General features: G+C 65.5%; 17 protein-coding genes and 1 pseudogene. 11 read left to right on the top strand and 7 right to left on the bottom strand.

Features of this window, described 5'->3' with window-relative positions:
- The first annotated feature begins 176 nt into the window (after positions 1-176).
- From HAP54_RS23980 to HAP54_RS23990, 3 genes are read left to right on the top strand one after another with little or no spacing between them, the layout of a single operon-like run.
- The gene (locus HAP54_RS23980) at positions 177-2,477 is read left to right on the top strand and encodes a caspase family protein (protein ID WP_166304138.1); all 2,301 of its coding nucleotides are present in this window, start codon (positions 177-179) and stop codon (positions 2,475-2,477) included.
- A 35-nt stretch (positions 2,478-2,512) separates the two neighbouring features.
- Positions 2,513-4,057, top strand: coding sequence for a DUF1800 domain-containing protein (locus HAP54_RS23985; RefSeq protein WP_166304141.1), 1,545 nt, complete (start codon positions 2,513-2,515; stop codon positions 4,055-4,057).
- A gap of 15 nt (positions 4,058-4,072) precedes the next feature.
- Positions 4,073-5,266, top strand: a complete 1,194-nt coding sequence (locus HAP54_RS23990; RefSeq protein WP_166304144.1) for a DUF1501 domain-containing protein — start codon at positions 4,073-4,075, stop codon at positions 5,264-5,266.
- A gap of 150 nt (positions 5,267-5,416) precedes the next feature.
- Here HAP54_RS23990 and HAP54_RS23995 read toward each other — a convergent pair whose 3' ends face one another.
- From HAP54_RS23995 to pqqA, 7 genes are all read right to left on the bottom strand, one after another.
- Positions 5,417-5,773 carry a hypothetical protein gene (locus HAP54_RS23995; RefSeq protein ID WP_166304146.1) on the bottom strand — a complete coding sequence of 119 codons (357 nt, stop codon included), beginning with the start codon at positions 5,771-5,773 and terminating at the stop codon, positions 5,417-5,419.
- A 60-nt stretch (positions 5,774-5,833) separates the two neighbouring features.
- Entirely contained in the window at positions 5,834-6,808 is a 975-nt protein-coding gene (gene pip / locus HAP54_RS24000) for a prolyl aminopeptidase (protein WP_166304149.1), read from the bottom strand.
- Positions 6,798-8,030, bottom strand: coding sequence for a pyrroloquinoline quinone biosynthesis protein PqqE (gene pqqE / locus HAP54_RS24005; RefSeq protein WP_166304152.1), 1,233 nt, complete (start codon positions 8,028-8,030; stop codon positions 6,798-6,800). Before pqqE ends, pip begins: the two co-directional genes overlap by 11 nt.
- Positions 8,027-8,335, bottom strand: a complete 309-nt coding sequence (pqqD, locus tag HAP54_RS24010; RefSeq protein ID WP_166304155.1) for a pyrroloquinoline quinone biosynthesis peptide chaperone PqqD — start codon at positions 8,333-8,335, stop codon at positions 8,027-8,029. Before pqqD ends, pqqE begins: the two co-directional genes overlap by 4 nt.
- 11 nt (positions 8,336-8,346) lie before the next feature.
- Entirely contained in the window at positions 8,347-9,102 is a 756-nt protein-coding gene (gene pqqC / locus HAP54_RS24015; protein ID WP_166308285.1) for a pyrroloquinoline-quinone synthase PqqC, read from the bottom strand.
- Between the two features lie 20 nt (positions 9,103-9,122).
- Positions 9,123-10,052, bottom strand: coding sequence for a pyrroloquinoline quinone biosynthesis protein PqqB (gene pqqB / locus HAP54_RS24020; protein WP_166304158.1), 930 nt, complete (start codon positions 10,050-10,052; stop codon positions 9,123-9,125).
- 163 nt (positions 10,053-10,215) lie between these two features.
- A complete protein-coding gene (pqqA, locus tag HAP54_RS24025; RefSeq protein ID WP_035635412.1) occupies positions 10,216-10,296 on the bottom strand; it encodes a pyrroloquinoline quinone precursor peptide PqqA in 81 nt (26 codons plus the stop codon).
- Between the two features lie 321 nt (positions 10,297-10,617).
- On the opposite strand from pqqA, the gene HAP54_RS24030 reads away from it, so the two are divergent.
- The 8 genes and pseudogenes from HAP54_RS24030 to HAP54_RS24065 all read left to right on the top strand — a co-directional run bounded on the left by HAP54_RS24030 (position 10,618) and on the right by HAP54_RS24065 (position 17,354).
- Positions 10,618-10,875 (top strand): DUF6894 family protein, encoded by a 258-nt coding sequence (locus tag HAP54_RS24030; protein ID WP_029079044.1) that lies wholly within the window; start codon positions 10,618-10,620, stop codon positions 10,873-10,875.
- Positions 10,876-11,056: 181 nt separating this feature from the next.
- Positions 11,057-11,986 (top strand): PQQ-dependent sugar dehydrogenase, encoded by a 930-nt coding sequence (locus HAP54_RS24035; RefSeq protein ID WP_224741809.1) that lies wholly within the window; start codon positions 11,057-11,059, stop codon positions 11,984-11,986.
- 74 nt (positions 11,987-12,060) lie between these two features.
- Positions 12,061-12,627: a c-type cytochrome gene (locus HAP54_RS24040; protein ID WP_166304161.1), complete on the top strand. Its 567-nt coding sequence runs from the start codon at positions 12,061-12,063 to the stop codon at positions 12,625-12,627.
- 72 nt (positions 12,628-12,699) lie between these two features.
- A pseudogene (locus HAP54_RS24045) lies at positions 12,700-14,090 on the top strand (amidase family protein).
- Positions 14,091-14,101: 11 nt separating this feature from the next.
- Positions 14,102-14,578, top strand: a complete 477-nt coding sequence (locus tag HAP54_RS24050) for a glutathione peroxidase (RefSeq protein WP_166216932.1) — start codon at positions 14,102-14,104, stop codon at positions 14,576-14,578.
- Positions 14,575-14,841, top strand: a complete 267-nt coding sequence (locus tag HAP54_RS24055; RefSeq protein WP_166304164.1) for a DUF3297 family protein — start codon at positions 14,575-14,577, stop codon at positions 14,839-14,841. Before HAP54_RS24050 ends, HAP54_RS24055 begins: the two co-directional genes overlap by 4 nt.
- A gap of 118 nt (positions 14,842-14,959) precedes the next feature.
- Complete coding sequence (locus HAP54_RS24060) at positions 14,960-16,129, top strand: mandelate racemase/muconate lactonizing enzyme family protein (RefSeq protein ID WP_166304166.1); 1,170 nt, start codon at positions 14,960-14,962, stop codon at positions 16,127-16,129.
- Between the two features lie 169 nt (positions 16,130-16,298).
- Positions 16,299-17,354, top strand: coding sequence for a hypothetical protein (locus tag HAP54_RS24065; protein ID WP_166304169.1), 1,056 nt, complete (start codon positions 16,299-16,301; stop codon positions 17,352-17,354).
- The last annotated feature ends 292 nt before the right edge of the window (positions 17,355-17,646 follow it).

Genomic DNA, 17,646 nt, shown 5'->3' on the forward strand with positions numbered 1-17,646 from the left:
CTGTTTTATCTGCGCAATATCGCCTGATAGCCGGGCCGGGGAAGCAGGTTCCCCAGTGCCCGAGAGCGTGCATACCAAGGATTGCCACAATTGCTGCAATCCTGTTCAGCGCGGGTTCACAGAGGTAGCATTTCCATTCGTTTCGCCAACTCTCGAGAAGCAAAGGGACGACCGCTATGGCACGCATTCTGTGGGCATTGATTGTCGGTCTGGTGTCGCTCGCGTCGCTTCCCGTGCACGCGCAGGACCAGGAGAAACGCCTCGCGCTCGTGGTCGGCAATGGCGCCTATGAGGCCAGCGCGCTGCAGACTGCCGCCAACGATGCCGGTCTGATTGCGCAGACCTTGCAGGCTGCCGGCTTCGATGTCATCGGGGCCCGCGATCTCGACGGCGAGACGCTGCGCAAATCGTTCCGCGATTTCATCCAGAAGGTGCAGGACGCCGGACCGAACACCGTCGCCTTCGTCTATCTCGCCGGCTACGGCGTGCAGCTGACCGGCGAGAATTACTTCGTGCCTGTTGATGCCAAGATCGCCCGCGACACCGACGTGCCGGTCGAGGCGATCCGCATCTCGGATTACAGCCATCAACTGTCGGCGCTGCCGATCAAGGCCGGCGTGATCGTGCTCGATGCGGCGCGCAGCAATCCGTTCGCGAAAGATGGCCAGCCGCTGGCCGGTGGCCTTGCGCTGGTCGATCCTGATCCGAAGATGCTGATCGCCTTCAACTCGGCGCCAGGCACCGTCGCGCCTGACGGCGCGCCGCCTTACGGGCCCTACGCGCAAGCGTTGGCGGAAATGATCCGCGCCGGCGGCCTGACCCTGCCCGAGGTGTTCGACCGCGTTCGCCTGCGCGTCAACGAGATGACCAAGGGCGCCGAGATCCCCTGGAATGCACAGAAGGTCGACGCGCCCTTCATGTTCTTCGAGCGCAAGCCGGATGCGCCGCCGCAGCAGGTCGATGCCGGTCTGCGTACCAAGCCGATCCGCGATTTCCCGGCGCAAGATGCCTACGCCGCGGCGCTGGAGCGCGACACGCTGCAGGGCTACGAGGATTATCTGCAGGCCTATCCGACCGATCCGCTGGCCAAGCGGGTGCGTGTGATCGTGGCGGCGCGGCGCGAGGCCATCACGTGGCGGCGCACCTACAACGCCGATACGCCGGACGCCTATTGGTCGTACCTGCGGCGTTATCCGCGCGGGCCGCATGCCTACGACGCCCGGCGCCGGCTCGCCTATCTGTCGGCCGCGCTGGAGCCGCCGCCGCAGTTCACGGTGCTCGACTACGACGTGCCGCCGCCGCCGCCCGACGAGATCGTCTATGTCGACCGCCCGGTGCTCTATTACAGCGATCCGGTGTTCGCCTTCGCGCCGCCTCCGCCGCCGCCGGTGTTCTTCCTGCCGCCGCCGCCGCCGGACTTCGTGGTGCTGCCGCCACCACCGCCGCCGATCGGCCTGTTCGTACTGCCGACGCCGTTCTTCGTGGCGATCCCGGCCTATGTCGCTGCGCCGGCCTATGTCGTGCCGCCGCAGAACAACATCGTGTTCAACAACATCCACAACACGACCGTCATCAACACGGTGATCAACAATCCCAACCCCACGCCGGCGCAGCTCCATGCGGCCGGGGTGACCGCGGCGATGGGCGGCGCGCCGGTGACGGCGGCGCCGCAACTGCCGGCGGCGGCGATGCAGCGCGCCAATCTGACGCGGCCGGGCGCGCCGCAAGGCGTGACGCCGGCACAAGGCGCGGCGATGGGAGCTCCAGGCGCCGCACCGAACGCGGCGGTTGCGCCGAATGCGATGGGTGCGCCAACCGCACCGGGCGCGCCGGGTGCGCACATTCTGCCGGGCGCGAAGAACGGCCCGCCGCTGCCGCAGTCGGCGACCGCGCCAGCCAGCGCGACGCCGCATGGCGCCGTGCAGCCGGGCGCCGCGCAACCTGGCACATCGCAACCGGGCGCAAAGCCGAATGCGCTCACACCGGGCAAGCCGGCGACCGCGATGGCGCCTGCCAATGCGCAACCTGCGCCTCCGGCCAAGCCCACGGCTGCCCCGGCGGCAAACGCGCCGGCGTCGCCTGCGACCGCTGGCAAACCGGGCAGGCAGCCGCTCTCGCATGCCGCGACGGCGCCAACCGGCAATGTGAAGCCCGCAACGGCGCCATCGCCGGCGAGCCGCGCGACACCGCCACGGCCGACGCCGGCCGCGCGGACGGCACCCGCGCGTGCCGCGGTGTCGCCGCCACCGGTCTCGCGGCCCGCGCCGCAGCGTGCCGCAGCTCCGCCGCCTCGCGCCGCAGCCGTTGCGCCGCGTCCGGCGCCGGCACCGGCTCCGCGCGCTGCACCGCCGCCGCCGCGGCCTGCGGTGCAGGCGCAACGCGCAGCGCCGCCGCCGCGGATGGCGCCGCCGCCGAGGCCCGCGCCCGCACCACGGGCGGCAGCGCCGGCCTGTCCTCCCGGCAAGTGCAAACACTGAGGGCGTGACGTCATGCGCGGAGCAGGTCAGCATCCATGAGCATCACGGCCTCGCTCGGGTCGCGGAGCGTCGCGAAATTCCTGATCGGCGCAATCGTCGGGCTGGTGGCGTGCCGCCAGCCCGCACAGGCGGCCGAACTCGCAGCACAGGACGTCGCGCTGCTCGATCGCCTGAGCTGGGGCGTCAACGCCTCGAGCGCGGCGCATCTGCGCGAGGTCGGCGTCGAACGCTGGCTGCAGGAGCAATTGCACCCGGCCAATGTCGCGCTGCCGCCGGCGGTGCGTGCGCAGATCGAGGCGATGCCCGACGTGCATCGCTTTCCGTTCGATATCGCGGTCGCTTTCGACCTGCAGGCCAAATCGGCCAACCAGGTCGCCGACCCCGACCAGCGCAGGGCGGCGCAGACGGTGTTCCAGCAGGGCATGAACGATCGCGTCAAGCAGGCCGCGGCCCGCACCATCCTGCGCGCGCTCTATGCGCCGGATCAGCTGCGCGAGCGCATGACCTGGTTCTGGTTCAACCACTTCAACGTGTTCCAGTACAAGGCCATGATCCGCGTGCTGCTGGGCGACTACGAGGATCACGCGATCCGCGACCATGCGCTCGGCAAATTCCGCGACCTGCTCGCCGCGACGCTGCATCATCCGGTGATGCTGCGCTATCTCGACAATGCCGACAACGCGGCCGGCCACCTCAACGAGAACTACGCCCGCGAGATCATGGAGCTGCACACCATGGGCGTCGGCTCCGGCTATACCCAGGCCGACGTCGAGGCGCTGGCGCGCATCCTCACCGGCGTCGGCGTCGACTTCGCGTCGGAGGATCCGAAGCTGAAGCCGGAGCTGCAATCCCAGCTGGTCCGTGAAGGCGGTTTCGAGTTCAATCCGGCGCGCCACGACTATGGCGACAAGACCTTCCTCGGCCATCAGATCAAGGGCCGCGGCCTTGCCGAGGTCGACGAAGCCCTCGATATCCTCTGCCGTCACCCGGCCACCGCCACGCATATCGCAAGGCAGCTCGCGACCTATTTCGTCTCCGACAATCCGTCCGACGCGCTGGTGCAGCGCGTGGCGCAGACCTTCCAGAAGACCGACGGCGACATCGCCGCCGTGATGTCGACGCTGGTGCACGCGCCCGAGTTCACCGCGACGCTGAAGGATGGCGCCAAGTTCAAGGACCCGGTGCTCTACGTGATCTCGGCGGTGCGGCTCGCCTACGACACCAAGGTGATCCTTAACACGATGCCGATTCAGGGCTGGCTCAATCGGCTGTCGGAAGGCCTGTTCAATCACGAGACGCCCGACGGTTATTCGATGCTGTCGACGGCCTGGAATGGGCCGGGGCAGATGATGCTGCGCTTCGAGATCGCGCGGGCGATCGGCTCCGGTTCGGCCGGGCTGTTCAAGCCGAACGAGCCCAATGCCGTCGACCAGCCGGCGTTTCCGCAGGTCATGAACGCACTCTACTTCAGCACCATCAGGCAGACGCTGAGCCCGACCACGCTCGCAGCCCTCGACCAGGCGGTCTCGCCGCAGGACTGGAACACGCTGTTCCTGTCGTCACCGGAGTTCATGCACTGAAAGGGAGGTTCGCCAATGAACCGCCGCGAACTGATCAAGGCCTTCGCTGCTTCCGCATCTCTCACCGTCGCCGACCGGGTCTGGGCCGCGCCCGCGACCGATGCGCGCCTGCTCGTCGTGTTCCTGCGCGGCGCCTACGACGCAGCCAATGTGATCGTGCCGGTCGGCAGCGAGTTCTACTACGCCACGCGCCCGACGCTTGCGATCGCGCGGCCGGATGCCGGCAATCCGAATGCGGCGCTGGCGCTCGATGCCGGATGGGGTCTGCATCCGGCGCTCCGCGACTCGATCTATCCGCTCTGGGCCAAACGCGAGATCGCATTCGTCCCGTTCGCCGGCTGTACCGACGACCTCTCACGCAGTCATTTCGAGACCCAGGACACGATCGAGCTCGGGCAATCGGTCGGCGGCAGCCGCGACTACCGCTCAGGCTTCATGAGCCGGCTGGCCAGCGAATTGACGCGGGTGAAGCCGATCTCCTTCACCGACCAGCTGCCGCTGATCTTCCGCGGCCGCGCCCAGGTCCCGAACACCAGCATCGCGAGCGTCAGCAAGCCCGGGGTCGACGACCGCCAGGCGCAATTGATCAAGCAGATGTACACGCAGGGCAGCCTGGCAAACTCGGTGTCGGAAGGCTTTCGCGTCCGCGACGACGTTTACAAATCCGTCTCCGAGGAGATGACGGCGGCGAACCGCGGCGCGGTCTCGCCACGCGGCTTCGAGCTGTCGGCGCGGCGGATCGGGCATTTGATGCGCGAGCAGTTCAACCTCGGCTTCGTCGATGTCGGCGGCTGGGACACCCATGTCAACCAGGGCGCCGCGACCGGCTATCTTGCCAGCCGCCTCGGTGAGCTCGGCCGCGGCCTTGCCGGTTTCGCCGAGGAGATCGGGCCTGCGATGTGGCGCGACACCGTCGTGGTCGTGATCTCCGAATTCGGCCGCACCTTCCGCGAGAACGGCAATCACGGCACCGATCACGGCCATGGCAGCGTCTACTGGGTGATGGGCGGCGGCCTCAATGGCGGACGGATGGCCGGCGAGCAGGTCAAGGTCGCTGAGGCGACGCTGTTCCAGAACCGCGATTATCCTGTTCTGGCCGACTACAAGGCGTTCTTCGCCGGCCTGCTCCAGCGCGTCTACGGCCTGCAGCAGCCGAGCCTCGAGCGCATCTTCACCGGCATCAAGCCGAAGGATCTGAATTTGGTTTGAAGGGGGCACTGCCAAAATATCGAAAACAACCCCATGCAAAGTAGCCGTCGGTTGCCGACACGGCGACTTGACACGTCGGGCAACTCACCGGTATTTTTCCATTATTCAGAAATCGTGCAGTGGCGGCCGCATGAATCTGGTTTGGTGCAACTAGTGTGGCCGGCTCCGCTTCACCTCGTCCCGCGTGTTGGGAGATGGAGGGTGAAAGCCTCCGTTCGCCAGGCGGAGCCGAAACGTGCGAACCCATTCGTTTCGCTTATCTTCGAGCAAGCTCCACAGAGGCCAGGCAGGCGACGCCTCGATCGCATGCAAGATCGACCAATTGATGCCAAAAGCAGTGTCGCCGTCCTGCGGTAGCAGCGAAATGAGTGCCTCAATGTCACCCTCACCGAGGGGTTTTGTAAGTTCATCAACGTATTTCGCGGCGGCCTGAAGTTGCTTCTCGCTGAGGCCGTCTGTCAGCTTCGCACCAATCTTACAGAGCTCTCTCACTGGTTTTTGAACCATGTATCGCTCCCGCCTATCGGCACGATGGACCAGGGTGTGTGGGTGTTCTGGACCTCGATCTCACGTCGCCTTAGCCGCCAGATCCGCGATCGCCTTCATCACGGCGTTGCGGATGCCGGGATCGTAGAGGATGTGGCCGGCGCCATCGATGATGCGGACCTCGCTGCCCGGCCAGCGCGCGGCGAGGGCGTGCGAGGTCGCGGGCGGGCACAAGAGATCGTAGCGGCCCTGCACCAGGATGCCGGGAATGCCGGCGAGCTTGCCGGCGTCATCCGTCAATTGGTCCGGCCGCATGAAGCAGTCATTGGCGAAGTAATGCGCCTCCATGAACGGCGTCGAGGGCAGGGCGCCCGATGACTTGAGATCGAGCCGCGTCTGCTTCGGCGTATGCTCCGACAGCGTGCGCTCGGTGTCGTGCCAGGCGCGCGCGGCCGGCGCATGCACGGCGGCGTCGGGATCGAGGATACGGCGGTAATAGGCCGCAAGCGGTGCGGTGCGCTCGTCCTCGGGCAGGAAGTTGAGGAAGTCCTCGTGGAGCGACGGGTAGAACCGCGGCAGGGTCCGCAGGAAGACATCCTCCAGTTCCTTGGCGGTGCCGAGAAAGGTCGCGCGCAGCACCAGGCCGCTGACGCGCTCGGGATGGGCCTGCGCATAGGCCAGCGCCAGTGTCGCGCCCCAGGAGCCGCCGACCACCATCCAGCGCGCAAAGCCGAACCGCTCGCGGATATTCTCCATGTCCGCAATCAAATGCTGCGTCGTGTTGTGGTCGCGGCTGCCCTTCGGCCGGCTGCGGCCGCAGCCGCGCTGGTCGAACAGCACGGCGTGAAAGCGCTCGGGGTCGAACAGCCGGCGATGATCGGGCTGGCAACCGCTGCCCGGGCCGCCATGCAGATAGACCGCGGCAATGCCGCCTTCGCGCCCGACGCTCTCGACATGGAGATTGTGGCCACAGCCGACATCGAGCCATTCCGACGTCAGGGGAGCAAACGGATCGGCGCGTCTCGCGGCCTTGCCGGCATCGGCGTCAGGCGCCATCACGTTTGTCCTGGTGCTCGTCCGCCTCCAGCGTGCCGCCGGCAAAATTGCGATAGACGAAACGGTTCTGCGTGCCGGCGGATTCCTGCTCGGCCTGCTTGAAGATCGCCTCATGCTGCGGCGACAGCGCACAGGCCGGGTCGGTGTTGCCGGCGTCGCCGGTCAGCGCAAAGGCCTGGCAGCGGCAGCCGCCGTAATCGACCTCGCGGAATTCGCAGGACTTGCACGGCTCCGGCATCCAGCCGGTGCCGCGATAGCGGTTGAAGGCCTCCGAGTTCTGCCAGATCCAGGCGATCGAATGGTTGGAGCGCACCGACTCGAATTCGAGCCCGGTGATGCTTTCGGCGGCGTGGCACGGCAGCACCTTGCCGGCCGGCGAAATGTTGAAGAACTGGCGGCCCCATCCGCCCATGCATTTCTTCGGCCGCAGCGCGTAGTAGTCCGGCACGACATAGTCGATCGCGAGCGTGCCCTTCAGGCGCACTTGGGCTTCCTCGACGATGCGGCTGGTCTCTTCGATCTGCTGTAGCGTCGGCATCAGCGCGGCGCGGTTCTTCAGCGCCCAGCCGTAATATTGCACATTGGCGACCTCGAGCCGGTCGGCGTCGAGATCAACCGCCATCTGGATGATGTCAGGGAGCTGATGCAGGTTCTGCCGGTGCATCACGGCGTTCACCGTGAGCGGCATGTCAAGCTCGCGCGTCCATTTCGCGACCTCGAGCTTCTTTTTGTGCGCGTCCTTCAGCCCGGCGACGCGATCCGCGACGATCGGCTCGTTGCCCTGGAAACTGATCTGCACATGGCTGAGGCCGGCATCGGCCAGCGCCGCGAGCTTGTCCTTTGTGAGCAGCACCGCAGAGGTGATCAGGTTGGAATACAGCCCGACATCGGTCGCATGCTGCACCAGCTCGACGATGTCCTTGCGCGCAGTCGGCTCGCCGCCGGAGAAATGGATCTGCAGCACGCCGAGTTCGGCGAGCTCGCTCAGCACCTTCTTCCATTCGTCGGTGGTGAGCTCGGTCGAGCCGCGGTCGAGCTCGACCGGGTTGGAGCAATAGGGGCATTGCAGCGGGCAGCGGTGGGTGATTTCGAGCAGCACCGCGAGCGGGATGCCGTAGGTCTCGGCCGCCGAGCGGGCGCCTTCCAGCACGGCGAGACCGTCGCTTTGGGCCGCGCTCGGGCCTGATTGTGTCGTTTTGTTGTCGGCGAGTGTGTCACTCATGCTGTGCTCTCGCGCGCTTCGGTGAGAAAGCCCTTGTCGGCCAGATCCTGCAGCATGGCGATCACGTCGGTCGCGATTGCCTCGCGTGGGGCGGCGTATTTCGCCGCCAGCCCGTCGACCATCTCGGCGACGTTGCGCATGCCGTCGCAGAGCTGCAGCACCTCGACCGCGATGTCGTCCGGCGCCAGCACGCGCTCCGGCGCCAGGATCACCCAGACCTGCCGCGTCTCGTCGAATTTCAGCTTGGTGTGGCGCGGCAGTTTCGGCCGGCTGGTCTCGCTGACGTTGATGTTGCGGCTGGCCATTGATGTCGTCCCTAATTCGCTTTCGGCACGAACGCGCCGGGCGGAATGTGGCCGTCGACATAGGCGTGATACAGCGCGTCGAGCTGCACCCACAGCACGTTGGTCTTGAAGATTAGCGCGTTGCACACGGCTTCGCGTTCGGCGGGCGTCTTGGCATGCTGCTTGACGTATTCAAGCGCGAAGCCGGCGTCGCGCGGCGCCTGGGTCAGGCGGCGGCTGAAATAGCTCATGATGTCGGGATTGACGAAGTCGTAATGCTTCAGCATCCCCGAAATGCGCTCCTCGTGCAGGTTCGGCGCGAACAATTCGGTGAGCGAGGAGGCGATCGCCTCCAGCGGCGTGCGGTCGCGACAGAAATGCACATAGGCTTCCACGGCAAAGCGCGTCGCCGGCAAGATGCCTTCGGTGGACTCCACATAGGCGGTGGCGAGGCCGAGGCCTTCGGTCAGCTTCAGCCAGCGCTCGATGCCGCCCTCAGTGCCGAGATCGCCGTCATGATCCTCGATGCGGTGACGCCACTCGACCCGCGTGTTGCGGTCGCGGAAGCGCGAGATGACCATCGCGTCCTTCAGCGGGATCGTGCTCTGGTAATAATAGCGGTTGAGCGCCCAGGCCTGGACCTGGCCCTTGTTGAGCTTGCCGCCGTGCAGCAGGCGGTGGAACGGGTGCAGGCTGTGATAGCGCGTCGCCCCGATCTGGCGCAGCACAGCCTCCATCGCCTCGGCGCTGTCGAGCGTGATGCCCTTGCCGATCGAGAGCGCGGTCATTCCTGAGGTCAGCACCACATTCACAGCACGATCTCCGTTCCGTCGGAAGGAATCTGCCAGCCCGCCTGTTCGGCCGCCTTGCGCTCGGCCGAGCTCCCAAGCAGCGCCGGGTTGGAGTTGTTGATATGCAAAAACACTTTTCGTCCGATGTCGAGAGCGGCGAGGCTCGCGATCGCGCCCTGATCGCCCGACATCGCGATATGTCCCATGCCCTGGCCGGTCTTGTTGCCAAGCCCCGCCGCGATCAGTTCGTCGTCGCGCCACACCGTGCCGTCAAAGAACACGAGGGGCGCGCCCTTGAGCCGCGATTTCAGGTCGTCGGTGACCCGCGCGCAGGCCGCCAAGAAGTAGAAATATTGGCCGCTGCGCTTGTCCGCAATGCGCAGGCCGAGCGTATCGCCGACGCCGTCGGCACCCGCCGGGTGCGCCTTGCCCTCGAGATACCAGGCGCCTTTGCCGGGAACCTCGAACGGCAGCACCTCGAGCCCGGACGGCGATCCGTCGGGCAGGGCCGGTTCGAAGGCCTGATCGACCGCGATCGGCCTGCGCGCGACGTTCTTCGCGCCGAGCACGTTGAAGATGCTGTTCGAGCGCAGGATCGCGAGCACCCGCTCGTGGGCGTAGATCGCAAACGGCGAACCCTCGCGCATCGACAACAGCCCGGCGACCGCATCGACCTCCCCATTGGTGAGGATGACGCCGGCGATTGGGCTGTGGCGCAAGGCGCCGGGCTTCGGATGCAGCTGTGGCGTGGCGATCAGCTGCTGACGCAGATCGGGGGAAGCGTTGACCAGGAACCAGTGCGCGCCGTCGCCGCTGACGGCGATCGAGGCTTGCGTGCTCTGCAATTCCGGATGGTCGCTTCGCGCCGTCCAGCAGACGGCACACCCGCAGTTCCACTGCGGAACGCCGCCACCTGCCGCGGCACCCAGGACGACGACACGAAGCATGATCCGTCCCCTGGAGAAAGTTTGGCCCTAACGAGGTTTGATTTGGGCCCAGAAACGTTTCGAGGTGGACCCCGGATTTGAAACACACCCCCATGTTCGGGAGCGTGTTACGCCCGGATGTCCACCTGCGCTAAAACGCTAAACGTGTATAGGGCGCTGCCGCTTACTTGCGGGTGGCGCACATATACATGTTGATTTCCATGCCGACCGACACTTCCACGATCTTCGGTGCTTTCCAGGCCATTTGGCTCTCCATGTTGCAACCGGACGAACTTTCCGCCCTGCAGTTAAACTACTGCGGTTGGAAAAGTTCGCCACTTAAATATTTTGCAACGTGCCCTGCTCAAAGGCATGCTGCACTGCGGCAAACGGAACTGGCCCGGTCACAAATTTGTGCGCGCATTTCCTGTCAAAAGCCCGTGCCATCAGACCTTTTTCCTGTTGTTCGCCACACGGTGAATGGTGATGTTGGGCTAACAAACAGGGCCGCGCGGTCCTCCGAAGGTCCTGATGACGATTCTACAGCTTCCGGCGACGGGAGCGACTAACGAGCCGAGTTCAGCCGATGCCACGCTATTTCTTCAATACCCGTATCGGCGACGAGCTGATCTCCGACCCCGACGGCGAGATCCTGCGCGACCCGGATCGCGCATGGGAAATGGCGCGGGCGATGATTCGCGAATTGCTCAAGACCGAGGGCGCCGACGGTGCGCTGCTCAGCGCGGTGATCGAGGTGACCGACGACGAGGGCGAGATCGTGCTGGAGTTTCCCTTCACCGAGGCGATTCTCGATCGCCCGGACCGCTCCCTGACAAGGCACTGAGATAAGGCATTGACGCACGCCGACGGGGCCGCGTGGTCACAACCATGCGTTGGCCGATGCCAGCATGTATCCGATTGCAATTGTCCGGACAAACTCGCATGGCTATGAACGGAAAGCCGAACCGCGCCGATCGACCTTAATGGCGCAATCAACAACGGCTTCCACCCAGGGGAGAACAATCATGAAAAAACACTCGTTCGCACCGCGCAGCCTGCTGCTTGCCGGGGCGATGTTGGGGGCATTCACGCTCTCTGCTGCGGCGCAGCAGCCGGCGACCCCGCCGGCGGCAGGCGCGGCCCCTGCCGCGCAGCCGCTTCCGCCCGGCTCGCCGATGATCGGGCGTCCGGACAATGAGGCCGCCGCCAAGCTCGCGCCGGTGGCGCCGCCGCCGCTGCCGTCCGCGCCCGACAAGCTGCCGCTCGCCAAGCTCAAAGTGCCGGCCGGCTTCAATGTCGAGGTCTATGCTGCGGGCATGGCCAATGCGCGTTCGCTGGCGCTCGGCGACAAGGGCACCGTGTTCGTCGGCAGCCGGCTGGTCGACAAGGTCTATGCGATCGTCAACAAGGACGGCAAACGCTCGGTCAAGGTGGTCGCCTCCGGCCTCTATCGTCCGAACGGCGTCGCCTTCAAGGACGGCAGAGACGGTGCCGGAAGACGAGCTCAACCGCGTCACCAAGGCCGGCGAGGATTTCGGCGCGCCGTATTGCTGGCAGGGCAACATCATCGACCAGGAGCTCGGCTGGGGCAAGAACTGCAAGGACTACACGGCGCCGGTCGGCCTGATGGCCCGCATACCGCTTCACTCGGCATGCGCTTCTACACCGGCAGCATGTTCCCGAAGGCCTACAAGGACGCGATCTTCGTCGCGCGCCACGGCTCCTGGAACAAGTCGCAGAAGCAGGGCGGTGACATCGTCGTCGTCAAGCTGAACAAGGACGGCACCGTGAAGTCGGTCGAGCCGTTCCTGACCGGCTTCCTCGAGGACAACAAGTATGTCGGCCGCCCGGTCGACGTGATGCTGCTGAAGGACGGTTCGCTGCTGGTCTCCGACGACTGGAACGGCGCGGTCTATCGCATCAGCTACGGCAAGCAGAAGGTCGCCAACCAGTAAGTTGAAACCAGGGATCGGGGGTAGCGTCCGCTGCCCCCGATTTTCTTTTTTGAAGTGCATGCAAGGATGGACCGATGCGTAAGCTCGCAATCGCTGCGGCGCTCGCCGCTCTCAGCTTCTCCGCAAATGCCGAGACCATCCAGGAGCGCACTGCTGCGTGCTTTGCCTGCCACGGCGAGCATGGCACCTCGGAAACCGAGAACACGCCCTCGCTCGGGGGCCAGCAGGCGCCCTATGCGCTGATCCAGCTCTTCATGTTCCGCGAAAAGCTGCGCACCTTCGAGCCGATGAACGAGATGGCGAAGTCGATGACCGACGACGATTTGCGCGCCTTCTCCGATTTCATCGCCACCCTGCCGAAGCCCACGCCGCCCACGGAGGCCGGCGATCCGGCGCGGATGGCGCGCGGCCAGGCGCTGGTGCAGCAGAACCGCTGCAACGCCTGCCATAACACCGATTTCTCCGGCAAGGAGAACGTCCCCCGCATCGCCAACCAGCGCGAGGACTACCTCGCCAAGACCATGGCCGAATACAAGGACAATAGCCGCCACGGCTACGACGCGACCATGGCCGACGTGATGCAGCCGGTCGCCAAGGAGCAGATCGCCGACCTTGCCTATTACATCGCGCATGTCCGCTGAAACAACGGGCGGCGGGCCGCTGGCCTTGTTCTCCGTGCGGCGCTAAAACGCCTGCGTCACACGGAGTTGCACATGCAGGATCTTTGGCGTCTGTCGGCGGCTGAACTCGCCGGCCTCATCAAATCAAAGAAGGTATCGGCGAAAGAGGCCGCCGAGGCCGGGCTTGCCCGGCTCGACGCGGTCAACCCGAAGATCAACGCGGTGGTCGATCACCGGCCGGACGACGTGCTGGCGCAGGCCGCTTCGATCGATGCGGCAATTGCGCGCGGCGAGGCGGTCGGTCCGCTCGCCGGCGTGCCCATCACCATCAAGGTCAATGTCGACCAGGAGGGCTACGCCACCACCAACGGGCTGAAGGCGCAGCGCGACCTCATCGCGAGGGCCGATAACCCGGTGGTCGCCAATCTGCGCAAGGCGGGCGCGGTGCTGCTCGGCCGCACCAATTGTCCCGCGGTCTCCTATCGCTGGTTCACCACCAATCTCATTCACGGCGACACCAAGAACCCGCGCGATCCCGGCATCACCCCGGGTGGCTCGTCGGGCGGCGCGGGCTCGGCGGTTGCGGCCGGCATCGGCCATATCGCCCACGGCACCGATATCGCTGGCTCGGTCCGCTATCCCGCTTACGCTTGCGGCGTGCATGGCCTGCGGCCGAGCATGGGCCGTATCCCGGCCTTCAATTCGGCGCTGCCGGAGCGGCCGATCGGCCCGCAGATCAGCGCGGTGTCGGGGCCGCTGGCGCGCACCGTCAACGATCTGCGCATCTCGCTCGCCGCGATGTCGGCGCCCGACTATCGCGATCCCTGGTATGCGCCGGTGCCGCTCGAGGGCCCGCCGCGGGAAAGCGCGTTGCGATGTGCCTCAATCCCGATGGTCTCAATCCGGTGCCGGAAGTGGTCGCCGCGGTGGCCGATGCCGGCAAGCGGTTGCGAGAGGCCGGTTGGATCGTCGAGGAGATCGCCGACACACCGTCCCTGCGTGAGGCGGCCGAGATCCAGACCCGGCTCTGGCTCGGCGACGGCTACGAGGCCCAGCTCGCATTCGCCGAGCGCGAGGGAGATCCCGGTGCGCTGGCCTGCCTGCGCGGCGTCCGCACCAGGGTGCATCCGTTCGACCTGTCGCAGGCGCTGACCCGCCGCGCGACCTTGACCCGCGAATGGTTTGCCTTCTTCGACAAATATCCGGTGCTGCTGATGCCGGTGTCCGGCGAGCTGCCGTTCCCCGATCATCTTGATCGCAAGGACGAGGCCTCGTTCGCGCGGGTGTGGCATGCGCAGCTGCCGCAGATCGCGATCCCGTTCATGGGGCTTCCCGGGCTCGTCGTCTCCACCGGCCTCGTGGGGCGGATTCCGGTCGGCGTGCAGCTGGTGGCCGGCCGCTACCGCGAGGACCTCTGCCTTGCCGCGGGCGAGGCGGTCGAGGCGGGCGGCACGCCGTCGTCGCCGATCGATCCAGCGGGGTAACGGCAATGACGATGTCACGCGTCTATGATTTCACCGCCAAGTCGCTGTCCGGCGACGACGTGCCGCTGCAGCGCTTCGAGGGGCAGGTGCTGCTGATCGTCAACACGGCGAGCGCCTGCGGGTTCACGCCACAATACAAGGGCCTGCAGGAGCTGCACGCCGACCTGTCGCCGCGCGGCTTTGCCGTGCTCGGCTTTCCCTGCAACCAGTTCGGCGCGCAGGAGCCGGGCGACGCAGCGCAGATCGCCTCGTTCTGCGAGACCAACTATTCCGTGACGTTTCCGATGTTCGCCAAGATCGACGTCAATGGCGCCGGTGCGCATCCATTGTATGAGCACCTGAAACGTGAGAAGTCGGGCCTGCTCGGACCCTCGATCAAGTGGAACTTCACCAAGTTCCTGGTCGATCGCTCCGGCAAGGTCGTGGCGCGGCACGCGCCGACCGCCCGGCCCGAAGGATTGAAGAAGGAGATCGAGGCGCTGCTATGAGCGACGACAACGACGATACCACCAACGAGCAATTTCCGGACCGTCTCTCGATCGATCCGAAGAGCCCCTATTACAACGAGGCGATCCTGTCGCGTGACGTCGGCATCCGCTTCAAGGGCGCCGAGAAGACCAATGTCGAGGAGTACTGCATCAGCGAAGGCTGGGTGCGGGTCACCGCCGGCAACGCCAAGGACCGTTACGGCAATCCGCTGACCATCAAGGTGCACGGGCCGGTCGAGCCGTATTTCCGGGATAAGAAGTAAAGTAGAGCCTCGTCATTCCGGGATGGTGCGCAAGCACCAGACCCGGAATCTCGAGATTCCGGGTTCGATGCTTCGCATCGCCCCGGAATGACAGGTCAGCAACTCAAAGAGCACGATCATGTCCGTCCGCATCGTCGACGTCCGCGAGGTTACAAAACCGATCTCCTCGCCGATCCGCAACGCCTATATCGATTTCAGCAAGATGACCTCGAGCCTGGTCGCCGTGGTCACCGACGTGGTGCGCGACGGCAGGCGGGTGGTCGGCTATGGCTTCAATTCCAACGGCCGCTACGGGCAGGGCGGTCTGATCCGCGAGCGCTTTGCGCCCCGCCTGCTTGAGGCTGATCCGAAATCGCTGCTCGATGCCGACGGCAGCAATCTCGATCCGGACAAGGTCTGGTCGACGCTGATGTCGAACGAGAAGCCGGGCGGCCATGGCGAGCGCTCGGTCGCGGTCGGCACCATCGACATGGCGGTGTGGGACGCGGTGGCGAAGATTGCCGGCAAGCCGCTGTTCCGGCTGCTCGCCGAGCGCCACGGCGTGACCGCCAATCCGCGCGTCTTCGTCTATGCCGCCGGCGGCTACTACTATCCGGGCAAGGACCTCGGCGCGCTGCGCAAGGAAATGCGCGGCTATCTCGACCGCGGCTACAACGTCGTGAAGATGAAGATCGGCGGCGCGCCGCTCGCCGAGGACCGCGAGCGGATCGAGGCGGTGCTCAAGGAGATCGGCAGTAACGCGCAGCTTGCGGTCGACGCCAATGGCCGCTTCGATCTGGAGACCGCGATCGCCTACGCCAAGATGCTGCGCGAGTATCCGCTGTTCTGGTACGAGGAGGCCGGCGATCCGCTCGACTACGCGCTGCAGGCAGCACTTGCCGAATTCTATCCCGGCCCGATGGCGACTGGCGAGAACCTGTTCAGCCACCAGGATGCGCGCAACCTGATCCACTACGGCGGCATGCGGCCGGATCGCGACTGGCTGCAATTCGATTGCGCGCTGTCCTACGGTCTCTGCGAATATCAGCGCACGCTCGCGGTGCTGAAGACCCACGGCTGGTCGCCGAGCCGCTGCATCCCGCATGGCGGCCACCAGATGTCGCTCAACATCGCGGCTGGCCTCGGCCTTGGCGGCAATGAGAGCTATCCCGACCTGTTCCAGCCCTATGGCGGTTTCCCCGACGGCGTGCACGTCGAGGGTGGCCACATCGTGATGCCCGACCTTCCGGGCATCGGTTTCGAGGGCAAGTCTGATCTCTACAAGGAGATGAAGGCGCTGGCCGCGTAGTCCGTGCCCAATCCGGCCGGCCAGGCATCCTTGAGTCTGCTTGCAAAATAATGTGAGCGGCGCTCAAGAAAATGTTGAACGTTGCTCACGTTCCGGTATACTCATGCAGGAGAGACGCCTCTTTCCGGGTCACCGGGTGAGGCGCGGAACCGGCCGTGAGGATAGCCGCATGCCATATTCAGCGAAGAATGACGCCGCCGATGCCGGGGTGATCAGCACGGCTGATCTGGAACGCTTGCTCACCTTCCTGGCGAGCAGCGACGGGCAGGGCGCAGACAGTGGCGCCAGCCCGGCGGCGAAATTCGATGCCGCGCATGTGCTCTGGTACGCCGGCGCGCTGATCGTGATCGGTGCCATGGGCCTGTTCTCGACCCTGGCGTTCACCCAGATGGGCGGCCGGGCGCTGACGGCCTGCGCGATCGCCTACGCCACCGCTTTCACTGTCGCCGGTCACAACCTCTGGTACGGCAAGAATCTGCGGGTTCCCGGCGGCCTGTTGATCGCGATCGCGGTCTCGATGGCGCCGCTCGCGGTCTATGGCATCCAGGATGAGCTTGGCTGGTGGGGCAAGTTCGGCAAGCCCGGAACCGTGCACGACTTCTACATCTGGGTGAAGGGCAGCTGGCTCTTCATGGAGATTGCAACCGTTGCCGCCGGCATCGTCGCGCTGCGCTACTTCCGCTTCGCCTTCATCGTCGCGATCATCGCGTTCGCGCTGTGGTTCATGTCGATGGATCTGGCGCCGTGGTTCAGCGGCATGGATTATGCCGACTTCGAGACGCGGCGCCGCGTGTCGATCTGGTTCGGATTGGCCGTGCTCGCGGTGGCGTGGATCGTCGACTATCGCAGCCGCAACGGCGACTTTGCGTTCTGGCTGCATCTGTTCGGCCTGATGGCGTTCTGGGGCGGAATTACCGCGTCCGAAGGCTCGACCGAACTGGGCAAGGCGGTCTACTGCCTGCTCAATGTCGGCCTGATCGCGCTCGCCGTGATCCTGATGCGGCGCGCCTATGCGGTGTTCGGCGCGTTCGGCATCTGCATCTATCTCGGACATCTGGCCGACGTCGTGTTCAAGGACTCGCTGTGGTTTCCGTTCGCGCTGTCGCTGATCGGAATTGCCGTGATCGCCGCCGGCCTGCTCTACCATCGCAATGAGCGCGCGATCGCTGGCTGGATCGATGCGCATCTGCCGGCGGGGCTGCGGCCGCGATCCGCGATCGCGTGAGGCCGGCATCGGTAGCGCCTTTAGAACCGATACAATCTGGAATTCCTACAAGAAGGGCGGCGCGCAAGCGCCGTTCTTCGTTTCCCGGCGCAAATCCGGAAGCCGACAGAAACCATTTGCATCCTTGACTTTTCCAACGCTGTGCGCGCCGCGAGGCGCACCTGCGCGCTTTCGTCGCGATTTTATTCCGTTGTCGCGCAAAAATTTTCCCGGCCGCGTCGTCTGGACGCATGGCGCCCCACGTCTCTAGAGGACGGCGCATCGCCTTCGTGCAAGGCGAGAGTTGCTTCGA

Source organism: Bradyrhizobium sp. 2S1 (assembly GCF_011516625.5).
GTDB classification, from domain to species: domain Bacteria; phylum Pseudomonadota; class Alphaproteobacteria; order Rhizobiales; family Xanthobacteraceae; genus Bradyrhizobium; species Bradyrhizobium septentrionale.